This is a genomic window from Mesorhizobium sp. WSM3860, assembly GCF_002294995.1.
Classification (GTDB): Bacteria; Pseudomonadota; Alphaproteobacteria; order Rhizobiales; family Rhizobiaceae; genus Mesorhizobium.
Genome location: NZ_NSGF01000020.1, coordinates 93,548 through 114,636 on the forward strand (window position 1 = coordinate 93,548; position 21,089 = coordinate 114,636).

Annotated in this window: 17 protein-coding genes; 4 read left to right on the top strand and 13 right to left on the bottom strand. The window is 63.9% G+C overall.

The window, feature by feature from the left end:
* The first annotated feature begins 126 nt into the window (after positions 1–126).
* Genes CK220_RS25615 through CK220_RS25625 form a run of 3 tightly spaced genes read left to right on the top strand, consistent with a single transcriptional unit; the run spans position 127 to position 4,736 of the window.
* Positions 127–3,057: a molybdopterin oxidoreductase family protein gene (locus tag CK220_RS25615; RefSeq protein WP_095814178.1), complete on the top strand. Its 2,931-nt coding sequence runs from the start codon at positions 127–129 to the stop codon at positions 3,055–3,057.
* Entirely contained in the window at positions 3,054–3,788 is a 735-nt protein-coding gene (locus tag CK220_RS25620) for a 4Fe-4S dicluster domain-containing protein (protein ID WP_095814179.1), read from the top strand. The genes CK220_RS25615 and CK220_RS25620 overlap by 4 nt, the downstream gene beginning before the upstream one ends.
* A gap of 12 nt (positions 3,789–3,800) precedes the next feature.
* Positions 3,801–4,736: a DmsC/YnfH family molybdoenzyme membrane anchor subunit gene (locus CK220_RS25625; RefSeq protein ID WP_095814180.1), complete on the top strand. Its 936-nt coding sequence runs from the start codon at positions 3,801–3,803 to the stop codon at positions 4,734–4,736.
* Between the two features lie 5 nt (positions 4,737–4,741).
* On the opposite strand, the gene pdeM is transcribed toward CK220_RS25625, so the two are convergent.
* The 5 genes from pdeM to CK220_RS25650 all read right to left on the bottom strand — a co-directional run bounded on the left by pdeM (position 4,742) and on the right by CK220_RS25650 (position 10,939).
* Entirely contained in the window at positions 4,742–5,458 is a 717-nt protein-coding gene (gene pdeM, locus CK220_RS25630) for a ligase-associated DNA damage response endonuclease PdeM (RefSeq protein WP_095814181.1), read from the bottom strand.
* A 16-nt stretch (positions 5,459–5,474) separates the two neighbouring features.
* Positions 5,475–8,006, bottom strand: a complete 2,532-nt coding sequence (locus CK220_RS25635; protein WP_095814205.1) for a ligase-associated DNA damage response DEXH box helicase — start codon at positions 8,004–8,006, stop codon at positions 5,475–5,477.
* A gap of 231 nt (positions 8,007–8,237) precedes the next feature.
* Positions 8,238–9,098: an NlpC/P60 family protein gene (locus CK220_RS25640; RefSeq protein ID WP_095814182.1), complete on the bottom strand. Its 861-nt coding sequence runs from the start codon at positions 9,096–9,098 to the stop codon at positions 8,238–8,240.
* 50 nt (positions 9,099–9,148) lie between these two features.
* A complete protein-coding gene (locus tag CK220_RS25645; RefSeq protein ID WP_095814183.1) occupies positions 9,149–9,499 on the bottom strand; it encodes a MarR family winged helix-turn-helix transcriptional regulator in 351 nt (116 codons plus the stop codon).
* Between the two features lie 75 nt (positions 9,500–9,574).
* Complete coding sequence (locus CK220_RS25650; RefSeq protein ID WP_095814184.1) at positions 9,575–10,939, bottom strand: leucyl aminopeptidase family protein; 1,365 nt, start codon at positions 10,937–10,939, stop codon at positions 9,575–9,577.
* Positions 10,940–11,062: 123 nt separating this feature from the next.
* Between CK220_RS25650 and CK220_RS25655 the strand changes: the two genes are divergently transcribed.
* A complete protein-coding gene (locus CK220_RS25655) occupies positions 11,063–11,890 on the top strand; it encodes a tetratricopeptide repeat protein (protein ID WP_095814185.1) in 828 nt (275 codons plus the stop codon).
* A gap of 186 nt (positions 11,891–12,076) precedes the next feature.
* Here the strand turns inward: CK220_RS25655 and CK220_RS25660 are convergent, their stop codons facing one another.
* The 8 genes from CK220_RS25660 to CK220_RS25695 form a co-directional block, all read right to left on the bottom strand.
* Complete coding sequence (locus CK220_RS25660; protein ID WP_095814186.1) at positions 12,077–13,093, bottom strand: type II secretion system F family protein; 1,017 nt, start codon at positions 13,091–13,093, stop codon at positions 12,077–12,079.
* 13 nt (positions 13,094–13,106) lie between these two features.
* Positions 13,107–14,120: a type II secretion system F family protein gene (locus CK220_RS25665; RefSeq protein ID WP_095814187.1), complete on the bottom strand. Its 1,014-nt coding sequence runs from the start codon at positions 14,118–14,120 to the stop codon at positions 13,107–13,109.
* 29 nt (positions 14,121–14,149) lie between these two features.
* A complete protein-coding gene (locus tag CK220_RS25670; RefSeq protein WP_095814188.1) occupies positions 14,150–15,649 on the bottom strand; it encodes a CpaF family protein in 1,500 nt (499 codons plus the stop codon).
* 30 nt (positions 15,650–15,679) lie between these two features.
* Positions 15,680–16,963 carry a CpaE family protein gene (locus CK220_RS25675; protein WP_176479204.1) on the bottom strand — a complete coding sequence of 428 codons (1,284 nt, stop codon included), beginning with the start codon at positions 16,961–16,963 and terminating at the stop codon, positions 15,680–15,682.
* Positions 16,964–16,994: 31 nt separating this feature from the next.
* The gene (locus tag CK220_RS25680) at positions 16,995–17,732 is read right to left on the bottom strand and encodes a CpaD family pilus assembly protein (RefSeq protein WP_095814190.1); all 738 of its coding nucleotides are present in this window, start codon (positions 17,730–17,732) and stop codon (positions 16,995–16,997) included.
* Positions 17,733–17,745: 13 nt separating this feature from the next.
* Positions 17,746–19,275 carry a type II and III secretion system protein family protein gene (locus tag CK220_RS25685; protein ID WP_095814191.1) on the bottom strand — a complete coding sequence of 510 codons (1,530 nt, stop codon included), beginning with the start codon at positions 19,273–19,275 and terminating at the stop codon, positions 17,746–17,748.
* Positions 19,272–20,084: a Flp pilus assembly protein CpaB gene (gene cpaB / locus CK220_RS25690; protein ID WP_095814192.1), complete on the bottom strand. Its 813-nt coding sequence runs from the start codon at positions 20,082–20,084 to the stop codon at positions 19,272–19,274. Before cpaB ends, CK220_RS25685 begins: the two co-directional genes overlap by 4 nt.
* A 279-nt stretch (positions 20,085–20,363) precedes the next feature.
* Positions 20,364–20,882, bottom strand: coding sequence for a prepilin peptidase (locus CK220_RS25695; protein ID WP_095814193.1), 519 nt, complete (start codon positions 20,880–20,882; stop codon positions 20,364–20,366).
* Between the last annotated feature and the right edge of the window lie 207 nt (positions 20,883–21,089).

Genomic DNA, 21,089 nt, shown 5'->3' on the forward strand with positions numbered 1-21,089 from the left:
GCATTGGAGCCGCCAGCTGAAGCGGCAGTTCGCCGGCGACCGCTACCATCCTGAGCTGCACTATATGCGCGGGCCCGGTCCGAAGACCAAAGCCAAGATGGCAAGCGGCAAGAGCGTTCGCGGATCATGAGCCTAGCTGAACCACGCGGCGCAAACTCCGCGCCCTCCCAGCGGCCGCTGGCCGACAGCCAAGCGCCTGACGAAGGCGACGGCGTCGACACCTCGCCGAGCGTCTCCGACCGCATCGCCAAGACCACCTGCTACATGTGCGCCTGCCGCTGCGGCATCGACGTCCACATCAAGGACGGAAGGGTGCGCTACATCAACGGCAACAAGGACCACCCGGTGAACCGGGGCGTGATCTGCGGCAAGGGCAGCGCCGGCATCATGCAGCATTACAGCCCGGCGCGGCTGAGGAAGCCGCTGCTGCGCACAGGGCCTCGCGGCTCCGGCGAGTTTCGCGAGATCGAATGGGACGAAGCGCTCACCACCGCCACCGAGCGGCTGTCGGCGATCCGCCGCACCGATCCGAAGAAGCTCGCCTTCTTCACCGGGCGCGACCAATCGCAGTCGCTGACCGGCTGGTGGGCGAGCCAGTTCGGCACCCCCAACTTCGCCGCCCATGGCGGCTTCTGCTCGGTCAACATGGCGGCCGGTGGGCTCTACACGATCGGCGGCTCGTTCTGGGAGTTCGGCGAGCCCGACTGGGACAATACGAGATACTTCATGCTGTTCGGCGTCGCCGAGGACCATGATTCCAATCCGATCAAGATCGGCCTCGGCAAGCTCAAGGCGCGCGGCGCCAAGGTGGTGTCGATCAACCCTTGCCGCACCGGCTACAACGCGATCGCCGACGACTGGATCGGCATACGACCCGGCACGGACGGGCTGTTCGTGCTGGCGCTCGTCCATGAGTTGCTCAAGGCCGGCCGCGTCGATCTCGACTATCTGCTGCGCTACACCAACGCGCCGGTGCTTGTCGTGCAGGAGCCCGGTTCCGCCGATGACGGATTGTTCATGCGCGATGACGACGGCAACCTGTTGGCTTGGGACAGGGTGGCGAAAACGCCCGTCAATGCCGCCGATCCGGATGCCAAACCAGCACTGACCGGCAGCTACACGGTCAATGGCCGCCGCTGCACGCCAGTGTTCCAGCTGATCGCCGACCGATACCTGGACGAAAGCCATTCGCCGGATGCGGTGGCGGAGCGCTGCGGGGTCGGCGCCGACACCATCCGACGGATCGCGGCGGAGCTGGCGCATGTCGCCTTCGAGCAGGCGATCGAGCTGCCGGTCGCCTGGACCGATTGGGCGGGCCGCCGGCACGAGACGATCAAGGGCCGGCCGGTGTCGATGCATGCCATGCGCGGCATCTCGGCCCATTCCAACGGCTTTCACACTTGCCGCGCCATCCACCTGCTGCAGGTTCTGCTCGGCACGGTGGACGTGCCCGGCGGCTTCCGCTTCAAGCCGCCCTACCCGCGTTGCGCGCCGCCGGGGCCGAAGCCCGCCGGCAAGAACGTGCGGCCGATGACGCCGCTTGAAGGCACGCCGCTCGGCTTCGTCTCAGGGCCCGACGATCTACTCGTCGACGAGGTCGGTACACCGATCCGCATCGACAAGGCCTATTCCTGGGAAGCGCCCTTGGCCGCGCACGGCCTGATGCACAGCGTCATCCGCAATGCCTGGGCCGGCGATCCTTATCCGATCGACGCGCTGATGATGTATATGTCGAACATGGCCTGGAACTCCTCGATGAATACCGTCGAGACTGTTCGTATGCTTACCGACAAGGACGAGGCGGGCGCCTACAAGATCCCCTTCATCATTTATTCCGACGCCTATTACTCCGAGACGGTGCCGTTCGCCGACCTGGTGCTGCCCGACACGACCTATCTCGAGCGGCACGACTGCATCAGCCTGCTCGATCGGCCGATCAGCCATGCCGACGGGCCGGGCGATGCCATCCGGCACCCGGTGGTGCAGCCGGACCGGGATGTCCGGCCGTTCCAATCGGTGCTGATCGAGCTCGGCGCGCGGCTCGGCCTTCCTGGCTTTGTCAACGAAGACGGTTCGGCGAAATACCGCGACTATGCCGACTACATCGTCAACCACGAGCGCATGCCGGGCATCGGGCCGCTCGCCGGCTGGCGCGGTAAAAACGGCGACGCGATCGGCAAGGGCGAGGTGAACCCAGACCAGCTGCAGCGCTACATCGACAATGGCGGCTTCTGGCACCACGAGTTCGCCGACGACCAGCGCTATTACAAGATGGGCAACCGCGCCTATCTCGACTTCGCCGTGCAGATGGGATTCATCTCCAAGGCCGACCCGATCGTCTTCCAGCTCTATTCAGAGCCGATGCAGCGCTTCCGCCTCGCCGCGCGCGGTCATGGCAAGCTGCAGCCGCAGGAGGCCGAGCGCGACCGCATCGAGACCTATATGGACCCGCTGCCGTTCTGGTACGCGCCCTTCGAGGAGGACACTGTCGACTTGCAAAAATATCCGCTGCACGCGCTGACGCAGCGGCCGATGCACATGTATCATTCCTGGGGCTCGCAGAATGCGTGGCTGAGACAAATCACCAGCCAGAACCGGCTGTTCGTGCACCGGGAGACGGCAGCGAGGCTTGAGCTGGCCGACGACGACTGGGTGTGGATCGAAAGCGTCAACGGCCGCGTGAAGGGGCAGCTCAAGCTGATCGACGGCGTCAATCCGGACACTGTCTGGACCTGGAACGCGATCGGTAAGCGGCGCGGCAGCTGGGGTCTGAAGGACGACGCCGCAGAGAGCAATCGCGGCTTCCTGCTCAATCACATCATCGGCGACCAGACCGCGGCCGATGCCAAAGGCAAGCGCTATTCGAACTCCGACCCCGTCACCGGACAGGCGGCATGGTTCGACATGCGCGTGCGTATCGCCAGATGCGCAGCGGAAGAGGCCGGCTTCACCGAGCCGCAATTCGAGCGCTTGCGGCAGCCGCCAAATCTCGAGCCGTCACCGGATGTGCTTCGCTTCGGTGATGAATTCCGCGTAAGAAGGGAAGCCGCCGAATGACCTGCCTTCCCGCCCAAACCGAGAAGAAGCTCGGCCTCGTCATCGACCTCGATACCTGTGTCGGCTGCCAGGCCTGCGTCACTGCCTGCAAGGAATGGAACACCGGCGGACATATGGCGCCGCTGACCGACATGGATCCGTATGGCGGGCGTGTCGACGGCGTCTGGTTCAACCGCGTGCACAGCTATGAGCACACGACCGAACAAGGTGGCCGCACGGTGAATTTCCCGCGCTCCTGCCTGCATTGCGAGCAGCCGGCCTGCGTCACCGTCTGTCCGACCGGCGCGTCCTTCAAGCGCGCCTCGGACGGCATCGTGCTGGTCGACGAGGACAAGTGCATCGGCTGCAAGCTGTGCAGCTGGGCCTGTCCTTATGGCGCGCGCGAATTCGATACGGATGTCGGCGTGATGAAGAAATGCACGCTCTGCGTGGACCGCATCTACAACGACAATCTGGCGGCAGAGGACCGCGTGCCGGCCTGCGTCGCCGCCTGCCCGACCAGTGCCCGGCATTTCGGCGATCTCGGCGATCCCGCCTCGGCAATCTCGCAGCTCGTAGAAGAGCGTGGCGGCGTGGAGCTGATGCCCGAGCTTGGCTACAAGCCGACCAACAAATACCTGCCCCCGCGTGCCCGCACCGAGCGCGCGGCGAAGGTGGACGCGCCGGCGCTGGAACCGATCCGGGCCGACGGAGGCTTCCTCGGCTGGATCGACCGCATGCTTTCGAACTGAATTCGCGCAGCCATGCATCCCGCCTACTCCGTCGTCTTCTTCACCACCGCCACCGGGGCCGGTTACGGCCTGCTGGCGCTGCTCGGCGTACTTGGCGGGCTGGGATTCATCGCGCCCGAGTTCTGGCTCGGGCTCGTTGGCATGGCGCTTTCGCTTGGCTTGATCGCGGCCGGCCTGCTCTCCTCGACCGGCCATCTCGGCCGGCCTGAACGCGCCTGGCGAGCCTTCTCGCAATGGCGAAGCTCCTGGCTGTCGCGCGAAGGGATGGCCTCGGTCGCGACCTTCATCCCGGCCGGGCTGTTCGGCATTGGCTGGGTGCTGATGGGCAAAAGCGGCGGTTGGGTCGCCATCGTCGGCCTGCTGGCTGCCGCCGGCGCCGTCATGACAGTCTGCACGACCGGAATGATCTATGCCTCGCTGAAACCGATCGCGCAGTGGCACAGCCGCTATACTTTGCCGGCTTATCTTATCTTCTCGGCAATGACGGGTGGCATGCTGCTCAACGGCCTGCTGGGCAGTTTCGGCGCCGGATCAACCGCGGCTCTGGTCGGCGCATTGCTCGCCACGCTCGCCGGGTGGGGCTGGAAGCTTGCGACCTGGCACTACAACGACCGGCTGGAAATCCCGACCACGGCCAACACGGCGACCGGCCTGGCCGGCGGCACGGTGCGGTCCATCGAATGGCCGCATACGGAAGAAAACTACCTGCTCAAGGAGATGGGGTTTCGAATTGCGCGCAAACACAGCGCGAAGCTGAGGCGAATCACGCAGGTGCTGGCCTTCGCCATGCCGGCTATCTTGCTCATGATCGCCTTCGCCTTGCCATGGCCTTTCGCAGCAGCCGCATCACTGCTTGCAGCGCTCTCACAGCTCGCCGGCATGCTGGTCGAACGCTGGCTGTTCTTCGCCGAGGCGAAGCACACCGTCACGCTCTATTACGGCAGATAGGTGCGCTAGCCTGGTCTCAGCATCGAGCTCGAAATGGCAAAGATGCGCTCTGCACCCAGCATGTAGGCAACAAGAGTTTCCAGGCGAAACAGACCGGCATAGGCGCGGTCGAGCACGTTGAGCGAGCCGGTATAGGCGCCAAAGGCCGGCATGATCATGCGGCCGCCGTCACCGGCGAAGCAGCGCCGCCTGACCGAGCGGCCGCGCTGAACGATGCGGGCGCAGGGATGGAGATGGCCGGCGATCTCGCCTTCCACCCGCAGCTTGGAGGGCTCGTGGCGGAACACGAGCGAGCCGATTGCGAGTTCCCTCACAGTGTCACCAGGCAGATCGGCAGGAGCATCCGGATCGTGGTTGCCCGCGACCCAGAACCAGTCGCGGCCGGCCATCATCGCCTCAAGCCGCTCGCGGAAGCTCTGATGCATGCGCTCGGCGCCGCCGCCGTCGTGAAAGGAATCACCCAAGCTGACGACAATTCGCGGCTGGTAGTCGGCAATTACCGCCTGCAGCCGTAGCAGTGTGGCTCCCGTGTCGTAAGGCGGAATGAGGGCGCCGCGCCTAGCGAAGGATGAGCCCTTTTCGAGATGCAGGTCGGAGACCGCAAGCAGCCGCAGTTCGGGGAAATAGAGCACACCGCGCCGGTCGCAGACAGCGCGCTCGCCGGCGATGCCGACAAAGTCGGCCTCGGCTATCAGCGTTGCGCGCGACAGCGAAAAATTCATCCCCTCTTGCCTTCTCTCAGTCGGCCATCTCCGGCCCCATGGCCTCTTCAACGAGGGTGGCGGCATCCATCAACAGCGTTTCATCCGCCTCGCCATGCACCGGCATCTTGCCGATTTCGAGCATGATCGGCACGGCTAGCGGCGATATCTGTTCCAGGTCCTTATGCACGATTCGACCGCGGATGCGCGAGAGCATCTCGGCAAGTCTGCTGACATCGAGCAATCCGGTCGCCGCATCGGCACGCGTCGCCTGCAGCAGGATGTGGTCGGGCTCGTGGCTGCGCAGCACGTCATAAATCAGGTCGGTCGATACGGTGACCTGGCGGCCGCTTTTCTCCTTGCCGGGATGACGTTTCTCGATCAGTCCGGAAATCAGCGCGCAATTGCGGAAGGTGCGCTTGAGCAGCCAACTGTCGGCAAACCATGCCTCAAGATCGTCACCGAGCATGTCCTGATCGAAGAGCGCAGCCAGCGACGGTTTTTTGTTTTTGAACATCCAGCCCATGTCGGCCAGCGACCAAATAGCCAACGCATAGTCGGTGGCAACAAAGCCGACCGGTTTGGCGCCCGCTCGATCCAGGCGGCGCGTCAGCAGCATGCCCAGCGTCTGATGCGCCAGCCTGCCTTCGAACGGATAGGCGACGAGATAGTGCCGGTTTCCGCGTGGAAAGGTCTCGATCAGCAGATCGTCCCGTTTCGGCAGGACGGATTTCTCCGCCTGGAACCGCAGCCAATCGGCAACCTGCTCGGGCAGCTTCTTCCAGCGCTGCGGATCATCGAGCATGGCGCGCACCTGCTCGGCGAGATAGGTCGAAAGCGGGAATTTGCCGCCGCCGTAGTAGGGCACCTTTGCGTCGCTTCCAGGAGCATTCGACACGAAACACTCGTTCTCGCGAATACCCTCGAAGCGCAGGACTCTTCCGGCGAACATGAAAGTGTCGCCGTAGGTCAAGGTCTCGAGAAAAGCCTCCTCGATCTTTCCCAAGACTCTGCCGCCGCGCGAAGCCGCGCCCTTGCTTCCAGCCTGTACGTAACGAACGTTGAGGGCCGGCACTTCGATGATGGTCCCGACATTGAGCCGGTACTGTTGCGCCACTCTGGGATTGGATACTCGCCACAAGCCTTCCTTGGTTTGGCGGATGCGGGCGTAGCGCTCGTAGTTTCTCAGCGCGTATCCGCCTGTGGCGACGAAATCGATGACGCGGTCGAATGTCGGGCGGTCCAGGCTGACATAGGGCGCAGCCGTCCTCACCTCGTCAAACAGCGCGTCGGCGTGGAACGGGGCACCGCAGGCGCAGCCGAGCACATGCTGTGCCAGCACGTCGAGCCCGCCATTGACCAAAGGCGGCGTGTCCTGCGCGCCGAGATAGTTGGCGTCGAGCGCGGCACGGCATTCAAGCACCTCGAACCGGTTGGCCGGGATCAGGATCGCCTTCGATGGCTCATCCATGCGGTGGTTGGCGCGGCCGATGCGCTGCGCCAAGCGGCTGGCCCCCTTCGGCGCGCCGACATGCACGACCAGATCGACATCGCCCCAGTCGATGCCCAGGTCCAATGTCGAGGTGGCGACGATGGCGCGCAAGGCATTTTCGCCCATCGCCTTCTCGACCCGCCGCCGCTGGGCGACGTCGAGCGAGCCGTGATGCAACGCGATCGGCAACGTGTCTTCGTTGACGCGCCACAGCTCCTGGAACAGCAGCTCGGCCTGGCTGCGCGTGTTGACAAAGAGCAGCGTCGTCTTGTGCCGCTTGACCTCGCGATAGATTTCCGGAGTGGCATAGCGGGCGGAATGGCCAGCCCATGGCACCCGCTCTTCGGAATCGAGAATGGAGATGTCGGGCTTTGCGCCGCCTGTGACGACGATCAACTCGGACATGGCCTCAGGGGAAGCCTGGCTGACCAGCCAGCGCCGCAATTCATCCGGCTCGGCGACCGTAGCCGACAGGCCGATGGTCTGCAGCTCGGGGACAAAGGCGCGCAGCCGCGCCAGGCCTAGCGCCAAAAGATGACCGCGCTTCGAGGTGACCAGCGAATGCAGTTCGTCGAGGACGACATAACGCAAATCCTCGAAGAAGCGCCTGGCGCCGGCCGAGGCAATCAGAAGAGCGAGCTGTTCGGGCGTGGTGAGCAGGATGTCGGGCGGCGCGAGCTTCTGCCGCTGGCGCTTGTGCGAGGGCGTGTCGCCGGTGCGGGTCTCGATGGTGACCGGCAGTCCGATCTCCTCGACCGGCTTGCCGAGATTGCGTTCGATGTCGACGGCCAGCGCCTTGAGCGGCGAGATATAGAGCGTGTGGATGCCACGATGCGCCCCGCCGGGCTTGCGGCGCGGACGTTTGGCGAGTTCGGTAAGCGAGGGCAGGAATCCGGCCAGCGTCTTGCCGGCGCCGGTCGGCGCGATCAGCAGCGCCGATTGACCGGCCCGAGCCTTCGCCAGCAGTTCGAGCTGGTGGAGGCGCGGTGACCAGCCTTTTGCAGCGAACCATTTTACGAATGGCTCGGGGAGAAGGACGGCGACATTCTGTTCGGCAAGGCGCGGCTGCTCTGTCACGCGCAAAGAGGTAGCGCGCTGGCAAGCGATCGCCAAGGAAAATCGGAACAAAAGGGGATCATTCTTCCCTTCTCCCCTTCTTGTGGGAGAAGGTGGCTCGGCGCGCAGCGCCGAGACGGATGAGGAGTGATCCAGCTTGGCGCTACTTGCCCCTCACCCGGATTGCCAACCGATTTGCGAAGAGCAAATCGGGGCAATCCGACCTCTCCCACAGGGGGAGAGTTAAGGCCGCTACGGCCTCCGGAACCCGGTCGGGCCGCCATAGAGATAGCCGATCCGCTCGACGGCCTCCTTCAGCCCTTCGCGCGAAACCAGCATGGTGTCGCCATTGGCGTGGATCATGTCCTTCGCGTCGGTCATGATCGCGACGTGACCCTTCCAGAAGACGAGGTCGCCGCGCTGCAGTCCGGCAAAGTCAGGGCCCGGCTCGAGCGGCGTCCCGATCGATGCCGCCTGCATGTCGGAGTCGCGCAGCACATGCTTGCCGGCCATGCGCATCGACAGTTGCACGAGGCCGGAGCAGTCGATGCCGAAGCCGGAGACGCCGCCCCAGAGGTAGGGCGTGCCGAGGAAGCTTTCGGCGACCGTCACAAAGTCGTCTGCCCCCTCGGTGAGCGGCCGCAGATGGCGGGCAATGACCGCCTGGCCCGATGGCAGCAGCGCGTAGTGCGTGCCGCGCGTTTCGGCCGAACCCGTCACCGTCACCGCGGAGCCCATCGACAGTTGCCCGCCTATCGGGAAGCGCAGGTCCGGTCCCGGATAGAGGAAGGTGCGCGGCACGGAGACGATGTGGGTGGGCGCGTGCTCAGGTGCGCCGAGCACATTGTCGGCGACATAGCCGACATAGCCGTCGCGCTCGGCCTGCACCCAGGCCCAGCCATCCGCAACCTCGAAGACCAGCACGTCGTCGCCGAACAGCGCCTGCGTGTTGATGCCGGCATCGGGGCGCGGCGCCTTGCGCAGGTCGGCGATGGAGGCGGTGATCCGCGCCGGGCGGCCGGCGACAAAGCGGTCGGCGGCGACCTCCCCCTTCAGCCGGGCATCGGCGAGATCGGAACGAAAGGCGTGAAGGCGGGCATCCCTGGCGGTCAAATCGGTAGTCCAGTCAAATGGGTTTATCGGTCGGATAGACAAGTTGTCAGTCAGATGGGCAGCTCATGCGCCTTTGCAACGATACCATCGCCGAAACGCTCGACAAAGAGCGCGCCCTCCACCGTGCGCCGGATCAGCACGTTGCGCTTATCGAGCTCGTCGCGGTGCCGCGAGACCAGCTTCAGCGCGCCCATCGTGTCGAGCGCGCGAGTGATGACCGGCTTGGTGACGTTGAGCCTCGCGGCTAGCCCGCGCACCGTATGCGGTGGCGGATCGAGGTAGATGGTGAGCAGGATCGCGGTCTGGCGCATGGTGAGGTCGGGCTCGTTCTCGCGCACCTGCGACAGCAATACCTGCTGCCACAGTCGCAAGGCCTGGCTCGGGCGCATCGAGATCGACATCCGGACAGCATGACGGCAAATTGTTTCGCTTCCGTTTCAGTCCGCGGCCACTTTTGCCAGTTTCCTGGCCAAACCTCACCCGAAGCGCGTCGAGATCACTCGTTCCAGCGCGCGAATGCCTTGCGCGTCGCCGCCGGTCAGACCGTACGGGCGATCATTCGGGTTCCAGGCAAAAATGTCGAAATGCGCCCAGCCGGGCGTCTTCTCGACAAAGCGCTTGAGGAAGAGTGCCGCGGTTATCGATCCGGCAAAACCGTCCGTCGTGACATTGTTGACGTCGGCAACCTTCGAGGAAAGCTTCGCGTCATAGGGACGCCACAGGGGCATGCGCCACAGCGGATCCTCGACAGCGAGCGAAGCCGCGGCCAGGTCGGACGCCAGTGCCTCGTCGCCGGTGTAGAAGGGCGGCAGATCGGGACCGAGCGCAACACGGGCCGCTCCGGTCAAGGTCGCCATGTCGAACAGCAGGGCCGGCCTTTCCTCGTCGGCAAGCGCCAGCGCGTCGGCCAGCACCAGCCGGCCTTCAGCATCGGTGTTGCCGATCTCCACCGTTATGCCCTTGCGACTCCTCAGCACGTCGCCAGGCCGGAAGGCATTCCCGGCGATCGAATTCTCGACCGCAGGGATCAGCACGCGCAGCCGCACATTCCGTTTCGCCGCCATGATCATCGAGGCGAGACCCAGCACGTTGGCGGCGCCGCCCATGTCCTTCTTCATCAGCAGCATGCCTGACGACGGCTTGATGTCGAGGCCGCCGGTGTCGAAGCAGACGCCCTTGCCGACCAGCGTCACCTTCGGCGCGTCGCTCGGGCCCCAGGTCATGTCAATCAGCCGCGGCGCGCCGGCCGAGGCGCGGCCGACGGCATGGATCATCGGGAAATTCCGCGCCAGGAGATCGTCACCCTTGACGACGGAGACGTCGGCGCCGTGCCCGGCTGCCAATGCCTGGACAGCCTCCTCCAGCTCATCCGGCCCCATGTCGCTCGTCGGCGTGTTGACGAGGTCGCGCGTCAGGAAAATAGCCTCAGCGGTGCGGCGCACATGCGCGCCGTCGGCGCCCGACGGCAGCGCGAAGCGCAACGCCCTGCCGGGTTTCTTGCCGTAGCGGGTGAAGGCGTAGCCGCCGAGGACGACGGCCAGCGCGGCAAGCTCGGGCGCTGGCAGATCCTGGGCGAAATGCCATTCGCCCTCGGGCAGCGACCGCGCCAAGGCGCCCACGGCAAGCCGGCTCTCGCCGTCGCCAGTGCCGAACAGCGCGCCGGCGAGACCGCCACCTTCGGCCGGCAGAACGAGCGTGCGGCCCGCCTCGCCGGAAAAGCCGTTGGCCCGTGCCCAGGCGATAACGGAAGGGGGAAGGCCAGTGCCGTCGAGGCCATCCTTTCCCATCAGGTAGACTGGCAAGGCTGCTTCCGGTTTCTGGTCAACGAGTTCAACAGGCATTCGATGGTCTCCGGCCGGCACAGCGAGTCGGCTTTTTTAACGATCCGTTAGGGTTAACAGAATATTTCTGTGGGAGGGAAGACGGCCAGCTTAATGGCCGCGCAGGAATGGAGATAGGCGCCGATGCCGATCAAAGCGTTGACCTTCACAAGCAAGCGTCTGGTCACCACGGCATTGATGGCGGTGCTGGCGGCCAGCGTGGCCGGCTGCGGCAGCACCAGCAAGTTCACGACCGGCTCCATTTCCCGCTCCGACAGTCGGCCGCTGGAAACGATGTCGGCCAGCGAACTGCACAGCGCCACGACCAGGCTCGGCGAATCCTACGCCAGGAACCCGAACGACAAACGCATCGCCACCAACTATGCCGCGGCGCTGCAGATGGATGGCGACGCCGACCAGTCGTTGGCTGTGATGCGCAAGCTCGCGATCGCCTACCCCAAGGACCGCGACGTGCTCGCCGCCTACGGCAAGGCGCTTGCCGCCAACGGGCAGTTCGAGCAGGCGCTGGATGCGGTGCGCCGCGCGCAGACGCCGGAATATCCGGACTGGCGCCTGGTTTCGGCGGAAGCCGCCATCCTTGACCAGATGGGGCAGCGGGACGAGGCACGTCAGGACTACCGGAAGGCGCTCGAGCTCAAGCCGAACGAACCTTCGATCCTTTCCAATCTCGGCATGTCCTATGTGCTGGAGGGGGATCTGCGCACCGCCGAGACCTATATGCGCTCGGCCGCGCAGCAGCCTAACGCCGACAGCCGCGTGCGGCAGAACCTGGCGCTGGTCGTCGGCCTGCAGGGCCGCTTCGACGAGGCCGAAAAGATCGCCTCGCAGGAGCTTTCGCCGGAACAGGCGCAGGCCAACATCGCCTATCTGCGCCAGATGCTTGCGCAGCAGAATGCCTGGAGCAAGCTCAAGGATCAGGACAAGGGCAAGGCGAAGGTCGCGACCAACTGACCCGGCCCGGCACCTAGTGCAGGTCACTGTTTTGCGGAAACCGCGAACTGCTCTCTAGCTGTTTGGTTTTCCGCATCTCGGACGGAAAACCGCTACACACTTCCTGGAATTGCTTTGAAGCGATGCCGGACAAGGAAAGCCGCGCGGCACCCGCCAGGTGGCTTTGTCATGACTCAATGGTTTCGCCTATTGGCTGCTGGAATTGTGCTGGTCGCCGAAGATGCCGCGCTGGCTGACCTGGATGCCGGCCGGCCCCAGAATGATGGCGAACAGAACCGGCAGGAAGAACAGGATCATCGGCACGGTGAGCTTCGGCGGCAGCGCTGCGGCCTTCTTTTCGGCCGCATTCATACGCATGTCGCGGCTTTCCGAGGCAAGCACGCGCAGCGCATGCGCCACCGGCGTGCCGTAGCGCTCCGCCTGGACCAGGGCCTGGGTTACCGATTTCACCGAATCCAGACCTGTGCGGCTTGCCAGGTTCTCGTAAGCGACCCTGCGGTCCTGCAGGTAGGAGAGCTCGGCATTGGTGAGGACGAATTCCTCGGCGAGCGCCACGGACTGCGTTCCGATCTCGTCGGCGACCTTGCGAAGCGCTGCTTCCACCGACATGCCGGATTCGACGCAGATCAGCATCAGGTCGAGCGCGTCCGGCCACGCCAGTTGGATCGACTGCTTGCGTTTGGTGGCGCGGTTGTTGACGTAGAGGATGGGCGCATAGAAGCCGCCATAGGCGACGAGAATGCAGACAAACAGCTTGATGAAGGCAGGCTGCTGCGCCAGACCGCCGAGAAGGAACAGATAGATCGCCGCGAGCGCGAATCCGACGAAGGGCAGGATCAGACGAAAGAACAGGAAGCGCGTCAGCGGATTCTGGCCGCGGAAGCCCGCAACTTTCAGTTTCTGCAGCGTGCCTTCGTCGGCAAGCGCGCGCTTGAGATCCAGCCGTTCGACGATGTTGCGCATGCCGATCGACTGTTCCTCGCGCAAACCCTTGCGGCGGCGGTCGGCTTCATTGGCGAGCCGCTGACGCTGCTTAGCGCGCAGCTCGTCTCGCTCGAGCGCCACGGTTTTCATGCGCGCCTTGAGCTGATCGCCGCCAAGCGCAGGCATGAGCGTGAAGACGGTCGCAAAAACCGCGATGCCGACCAGGAGCGCGATAAGAAAGGAAGGATCGGTCAGCGTCTTGACGACCTGGTCTGTCATTGGATCCGTGCCCCTACACTTCGAAGTTCATCATCTTGCGCATCACCAGGATGCCAATCGACATCCAGACGCCGGAGCAGCCGAGGATCAGATTGCCTGTGCTGGTGGTGAACAGCGGCATGATGTAGTTCGGGCTGGTCAGATAGACGAGAAAGGCGACGACGAAAGGCAGGGCGCCGATGATGACGGCGGATGCCTTCGCTTCCATCGACAGCGCCTGCACCTTGGCCTTCATCTTCTTGCGGTCGCGCAGCACGCGCGAAAGGTTGCCCAGTGCTTCGGAGAGATTGCCGCCGGCCTGCGACTGGATCTGGATGACAATGCCGAAGAAGCCGGCCTCGGTGCATGGCATGGTCTCGGACATGCGCATCGTGGCATCGGGGATCGACATACCCATCTGCTGGGAATCGACGATGCGGCGGAACTCGGAGCGGACCGGCTCCGGGGATTCGTTGGCGATCAGGCGGATCGCATCGTTCAGCGGCAGACCGGACTTCACCGCGCGCACGATGATGTCGAGGGCATTCGGGAATTCCTCCAGGAAGGCCTTCACCCGGCGCGCGCGACGGAACGAGACGAACCAGCGCGGCAGGCCGAGGGCTCCGGCCAGGAGAGCGCCGGGCAGGACCAGCAACGGCGCGCCGGCAAGATAGGCGAGGACCGTAAGCACGATGCCGCAGATCACCGAGTAGATGTAGAAGCGCTCGAGGGAGACCGTCATGCCGGCCTGGCGGATCTGCGCCCTCAGCGGCGGTTTCTTGACGTTGCGGTCGTTGGTTTTCTGCTTTTCATCGAGCTGCTTCAGCGAATCCTGAAGCGTCTTGCGCCGCCTGACCGCTTCCGCGGCGCGGTCGCGCGTAGCCTTCACCACCGATCGGTCGGTCTCGGCTGTCTTGATCGTTTCAAGCCGCTTGCCGGCCTGCTTCTCGTTATCGATGCGCTTGAACAGGAAAGCATAGGCTATCGCGCCGGCGCTGAGGCCCGCTAGCACGACGAAAGCCAGAACCGTGGTGTCAATTCCGAACATCGACCGGGGCCCCTACACCTCCAGATGCATCAGTCAGCGCGTTTCTCCATGGCCTCGAGCGCGTTGGCGAGGCGCTGCTCCTCGCCATAGTAGCGGGCACGATCCCAGAAATGCGGCCGGCCGATGCCGGTGGAGACATGCTCGCCGATCAGACGGCCGCTCGCGTCCTCGCCCTTGATGTTGTAGAGGACGAGATCCTGGGTGATGACGACGTCGCCTTCCATGCCGATCACCTCGGTGATGTGGGTGATGCGGCGCGAGCCATCGCGCAGACGAGCCGCCTGGATGATCACGTCGACCGAGCCGACGACGATCTCGCGCACCGTTTTCTGCGGCAGCGAATAGCCGCCCATGGCGATCATCGATTCAATACGGTTCAGGCATTCGCGCGGGCTGTTGGAGTGGATCGTTCCCATCGAGCCGTCATGGCCGGTGTTCATCGCCTGCAGAAGGTCGAAAACTTCCGGTCCGCGCACCTCGCCGACGATGATCCGCTCGGGGCGCATGCGCAGGCAGTTCTTGACGAGGTCGCGCATGGTCACCTCGCCCTCGCCTTCGAGATTGGGCGGCCTGGTTTCGAGACGCACCACATGCGGCTGCTGCAGCTGCAGCTCGGCCGAGTCCTCGCAGGTGATGACCCGCTCCTCGCGATCGATGTAGTTGGTCAGGCAATTGAGCAGCGTCGTCTTGCCCGAGCCGGTACCGCCCGAGATGACGACGTTGCAGCGGACGCGACCGATGATCTTCAGGATCTCCGCGCCTTGCGGCGAGATGGCGCCGAACTTGACCAGCTGGTCGAGCGTCAGCTTGTCCTTCTTGAACTTGCGGATGGTGAGCGCGGTGCCATCAAGCGAGAGCGGCGGCGCGATCACGTTGACGCGCGAGCCGTCGGGAAGGCGCGCGTCGCAGATCGGGCTCGATTCGTCGACGCGGCGGCCGACCTGGCTGACGATGCGCTGGCAGATGTTGAGCAGCTGCTGGTTGTCGCGGAAGCGAATGCTGGTCGGTTCGACCTTGCCGTTAACCTCGATGTAGACGTTCTTTGAGCCGTTGACCATGATGTCGGCGATGTCGTCGCGCGCGAGCAGCGGCTCCAGCGGCCCATAGCCGAGCACGTCGTTGCAGATGTCCTCGAGCAGCTCTTCCTGCTCCGAGATCGACATCGCGAAATTCTTGATCGCGATGATGTCGTTGACGATGTCGCGGATTTCCTCGCGCGCGCTTTCCGGATCGAGTTTGGCGAGTTGCGAAAGATCGATCGTGTCGATGAGCGCGGAAAACACCTGGCTCTTGGTGTCATAGTAGGTTTCGCCGCGCTCGCGCTGGACCCTTTTCGGCGGCTCGGGCGCCATCGGCGGCGCCTCGACCGGACGTCGAACGGGCGACGCGGCGGGCGTGCTCGGCGCGGGCGCGGCCGGCCGATCGAGAGCCGCCGTCGCGGCCGGAGCGGGAGCGGCCGGAGGAGGTGCTGGCGGACGGAATTCGGGAGCTGCCCGGCTGCCGTCGTCTGTGCCTCTTTTACCAAACATGATCGACTACCCGATGCCGCTCAGCGAGCGTCATTTCTTGCTGCGTGAAAGCTTGCCGAGGATGGCGCCAAGGCCTGCCTTCTTCTTCGCCTTGATCTCGCTGCGCCCGGTCAGTACATGCGCGATTTCGTTGATCGTGCCGACGACCGGGCTCTTGGCGTCCATCTCGCCAAGCATGCGGCCGTTGTTGGCCGCGTTGCCGAACAGCAGCGGCTCGAAATTGATCACCGCCATGGGCGTGATGCCGAGCGGTTCGGAAAAATCCGATGCCGCGATCTCCGGGCGTTTGGGAACGCCCGCCTGGTTGATGATCAGCTTCGGCGGCGGGTCGTTCGGACGCAACCGCTTCAGCATGTCGACCATATTCTTGGTGTTGCGCAGATTGGCGAGTTCTGGCGTGGCCGTGATGACGATCTCGTCGGCCTTGATCAGCGTGCTCTTGGTCCAACCGCTCCAGACGTGAGGGACGTCGAGCACCAGCAAAGGCGCGCTGCGCTGCGCCGTTTCGATGACCTGGGAGAAGGCGTCAGGATCGAAATCATAGACGCGCTCGAGCGTGGAGGGCGCCGCCAGCAGCGACAAATGCTCGGCGCATTGCGCCAGCAGCCGGTCGAGATAGACCTCGTCGACGCGCTCGGGCGAAAACACCGCCTCGGCGATGCCTTGCGCGGGGTCCCGGTCGAAGTTGATGTTGGCGGTGCCGAAGGCGAGATCGAGATCGGCGACGACCACTTCGGACTTGAACAAGGACGACATCGCCCAGGCGACGTTGTGGGCGATCGTCGACGAGCCGACGCCGCCCTTGGCGCCGATGAAGGCGATGGAGCGGCCGATCGGATCGGACTCGGGATCGACGAAGATCGACGAGACGACGCTGACGATATCCGTCATCGAGACCGGCGCGATGACATATTCGGAAATGCCCGAACGGATAAGCTCCCGGTAAAGGCCGACATCGTTGTAATGGCCGATGACCACGACCTTCGAGGTCGGATCGCAATATTCGGCGAGCTGAGCGAGCTGCTCGAGCAGCTGTTTCGGCTCGCTGCGCGATTCCAGCAGGATCAGGTTTGGCGTCGGCGCCGACTGGTAGAATTCGATCGCGGTGGCGATGCCGCCCATATGGACCTTGAGATGGGCCTTGGCCATGCGGCGGTCCTCGCCGGCGCGCCCGATCGGATTTGCGACGCCTTCGGTCTCGCAGAAAGCTTGGATCGAGATGCGCGGCACCGGGCGCAGCGCCTGCATGGCGGCGATGTCCTGTTGCGAGAGATCGCCGGTATCCGCAGGCGTGTCGTACGCAAGATTGCTCATCGTCATGCTCTTTCCGTGATCCGGCGTGGGCTCAGTAAGTCACTTCCGAATTGCCGAGGAACTCATCCGAAATGCCTCTCGCCCGGTAGACGTCGATGACCGCGCCGCGATTTTCGGCATCGATGTCGGACTGCTTGCGCGGCCCGAGCAGATCGTTGGGATTGGCCATCTGGGCGGCGAGGTTGTTCTGATAGGAGCACCCGAAATCGGCATAATGCTTGTTTTCCGATGTCTGCAGCAGGTCTTCCGGCCAGCGCCCGCATTTGTCGGTCTGGGCCCTCACGGCGACGAAGGCGACGCGGACCGGCGCCGAAGCTTCTGGCACGGCCGATTGGTAAGCCGTCATGACGATCCGATCGCGCTTGACGCCGGCCGCAATGGCAAGCCTGGCGAAATCGCGGCTCGCGGCCTGGGCGGCGGCCTGGTTCGCGGAACCGACCGGGGCCGCGATCGTCAGCGCCGGCGCGGCGCTCCTGTCGTAGCCGTCGAGGAAGCCGAGCAGAGTGTCGCGCTGCGAAGCGGTCATGCCGCGATCGCCGGCGCCGACCGGAAGGTCGATCTTCTGGTTCTTCTCGGCGATAACGATCGGATGATTGGTGCGGTAGTCGTCCGGAATGGAGCCCACCGTCACACTGTCGCGGTGGAAGTTGGCGCATCCGGCGAGCGACGCCGCAAAGGCGATCGCCAGGACCGGAGACGCCCCGCGGAAACGTCCGCGGCCGTATTTTGCCGCTGCGATCGCGATGGCCTTCGATGTCGAGTTGGACATGTCCGCTTTCCCGTCACTTGTAGATGAAGCCGACGACGCCGTGGTAACGGCCAGGTGGCCTATCGGTCTGCATGGTGCCGTAGACGCGATTGACGCGACCGAGGAACATGCCGGCGCCATCGCTCGCCGCATTGAAATTATCGTCCGGCTTGGCCAATTCGTTGCGCGCAACGGGCCGCGCCAGATAGGGCGTGATGATGATGACGAGCTCGCTCTCGTTGCGCACGAAGTCGCGGCTGCGAAAGAGCGCGCCGAGCACCGGAATCTTGGTCAGTCCGGGCAATCCAACGACGGCCTGCCTGACGTCGTCGCGCACGAGACCTGCGATCATCATCGACCCGCCGGAAGGCAGTTCCACCGTCGTATCTGCAAGACGCTTGCGCAGCGACAGGGCATTCATGCCGATACTGCTGTTATCCGTGGAAGCCGACACGGAGCCCTCGGTTGTCGGTTCGGAAACCGACGTTCTCACCTTCAGGCTGATGCGGCCGGGTGACAGCACCACCGGCTGAAACTCCAATCCGATGCCGTATTCGATCTTCTCGACCTGATAGTTCTTCAGGCCGGTCTGGTTGTCGTTGGAGACGTTTGCAGAAACATTGGTCACCATATTGTATTCGCCGCCGACCTTGAAGGTCGCCTTTTCCCCGGACACCGCGGTCAAGGTTGGCTCGGCCAAGGTCTTCATGACCCCCGACTGCTCCATTGCGTTGATATAAGACTGCAGCCCGGACGCACTGACAGCTACGCCCGCGTTCGACAGCGGCTTACCGAGACCAGTGTAAGGATCGCTGAGCGCGCCCCAGGAGATGCCGTTGCTGCCGCCGGTAGCCATCATGTTGACGCCGAGCTGCTTCATCACCGAGCGGCTGACTTCGGCCACCGTCACCTTCAGCGTTACCTGATCGTCGCCGATAATCTGCAGCAGATTGACGATCTTGGAGACCCGGCGCTCCTGGTCGGGATTGTTGATGTCGACGCCGCCATTGGCGGAGCCGCCGGCGGCCGTCTGCGAATATTGGCCGGTCGTCGCTTCACCGCCCGACACGAAGATGGTGGCCAGATCGACGGCGCGCTTGGCATCGAGCGGTGTATCGACATTGCCGGTGAGAATTACGTTGTCGTTCAGCAGCTCGACCTTGATCTGCGACGTCGGGAGGAAGCGCTTGAGATAGTCTTCCAGCCCGGCCACGTCGCGTTCGACCGCCAGATCGAGACTGGCGATCTGCTCACCGTTGGGGCCGAAGACGAAGATGTTGGTTTCGCCGACCGCCTTGCCGAACAGATAGATGCGGCGCGCCGTGCGCGTCACTGCGTCGGCGACCGCGGGATTGGCGACGAGTATGTCGTAGGCGTCACTCGGCAGGTCGATAACGACCGACTTGTTGAGGCCAAGCTTGACGCGTTGCGAGGCAACCGAGGCCGTCACACCCGCCGCCCTTTTCGCGGCCTTGGCCTCGACGAGCCCGGGCGCATTGGTGCCGATCAGGAACAGGCCGATTGCGGCCGCCGCGATGACGGGCAGTTTGCCGATTAGGCTCATTTCCTTGCTCCCACTTCGGAAACCTGGCCCGACTTGATCAACCGCACCGTGCCGCGCCGGCCATTGCCGTTCACCAGATAGTCGGCCTCGCCCAGGTTCCTCTCATTCGTGTCGGTGATCGAACGCAGCGCCAGGGTCAGGCGGTCCGCCATCTGCTGCGCCACCGTGATGATCTCCGCCTGCTGCGGCGTGAGCTCCAGCGTCGCGGTCTGGCCGACCCTGGTCTTCTTGCCCTCCTCATCCACCTGGATGGTCTGGTCGATGGCCAGGACACGGATGTTCTTCAGGATGGTCTCGGTATTGAAGCCGCTGCCGCCATTGCTGGCGTCGGCGCGCCGGGTCATGATGACGTCGACGAAGTCATTGGGCAGGATGAAGCCGCCAGCGGACGTATCGGCCGATATGGCAGTCGCGACCGCGCGCATGCCGGACGGCAGGATCGAGGACATGAAGCTCTGCCCCTCGCCGACCAGCTTGGAGCGCCGCAACGGCTCACCGGCATACATGGCTACACGCGCCACCGAGCCCTTCAGCTTTTCGACTGCGTCCGGTTCGGCCGCACGGGTGATGAAATTGGCGTTGATGCCGCTCGCCGGCCACTGCTCCCACCTGATGTTGTCACCGAGCTGGCTGCCCATTGCGACATCGCCGGAAAGCGCCAGCACGTCCTGCAGCGCGATCGCCGGCTGCTTGGGAGCGTTGACGACGACTTGAGCTGGCGGCGTGACTACCATGTTCTTCGCGACATAACCCGCGCCACCCGCCGCGGCCACGGCCACGCTCAGAATAATCAGTCGGGATGCTGGCATTCGTCCGGACCCTTCGCCTCAAGGCAAACCACCTCGCCAAGCCGGACTTTGCAGCCGCAATCGTCAAAACAAGGTTAATGCAATGCTTACGATCGTGATTAATTTAAGGTTTACTCAAATTGGACTGAACTGTTTGCCGTTAACGAAAAGGCAGCCAAGCGCCGAGAACCCTTGTCACAGAAACGCAACTTGCGAAGGCGACAAGCGGTTTCGGGACCGGGCAAGCGTAAAGCCAAACTCGCAAGGGGTGCCGTGCGCATCTGAAGATGGCGATATGCTTTACGCGGTGAGCCTGTCGAGCGCCCAGACCATCAGCGGAGAATCCGGAAAGGTGATGAGCCCGCCGAGACCAAGTGCGACGCCATAAGGAATGCCTGCGCTCTCGTCGGCGAAATGGCGCAGAAAACGGTTGTGGCCGGTGTAGACCGCAAATGGCGATTTCCGGTAGGCCAGAATGGCAACCGTCAAGAGGCCGCCGATCAATGTCGAGGTCACCAGATAGCCGATGAGATTGATGTTGAGCCCCATCCATACGGCGGTCGCGGCCAGCAGCTTGGCGTCGCCGCCGCCCATGCCGCCGAGCGCGAACAGGCCGAAAGTCGCGGCCAGCACCAGCGCTCCCGCCGCGAAATGCTCGCCATAGGTGGCCCAATCCATCCCCGTGAACGGAGCGACCAGAGCGAACGTCGCGACGAGCAGCACCGGCACGCGGTTGGCGATCGTCATCGAAAGTATGTCGGAGATCGCCGCGAACAGCATGCAAAAAGGAAAGACGACGAAGATTACGGCTTCAAGCATGGAGGTGGGCCTGGGGTGCAACTTTCGCTTCAGGTTAGACATGCCTCATTAACGATTGATGAGGACGAACGGTCAAAGTCTCCATGCCAGGGAGAAATACAAAAGAAGAAGGGCCGCGGAGAGCGGCCCTTCAGACCGCTGACAAACCCCGTCGAATTTCGGCGGGGTTTTGTTTTTGCGTATTGATTGAGCTGAGTAAATTGGTGT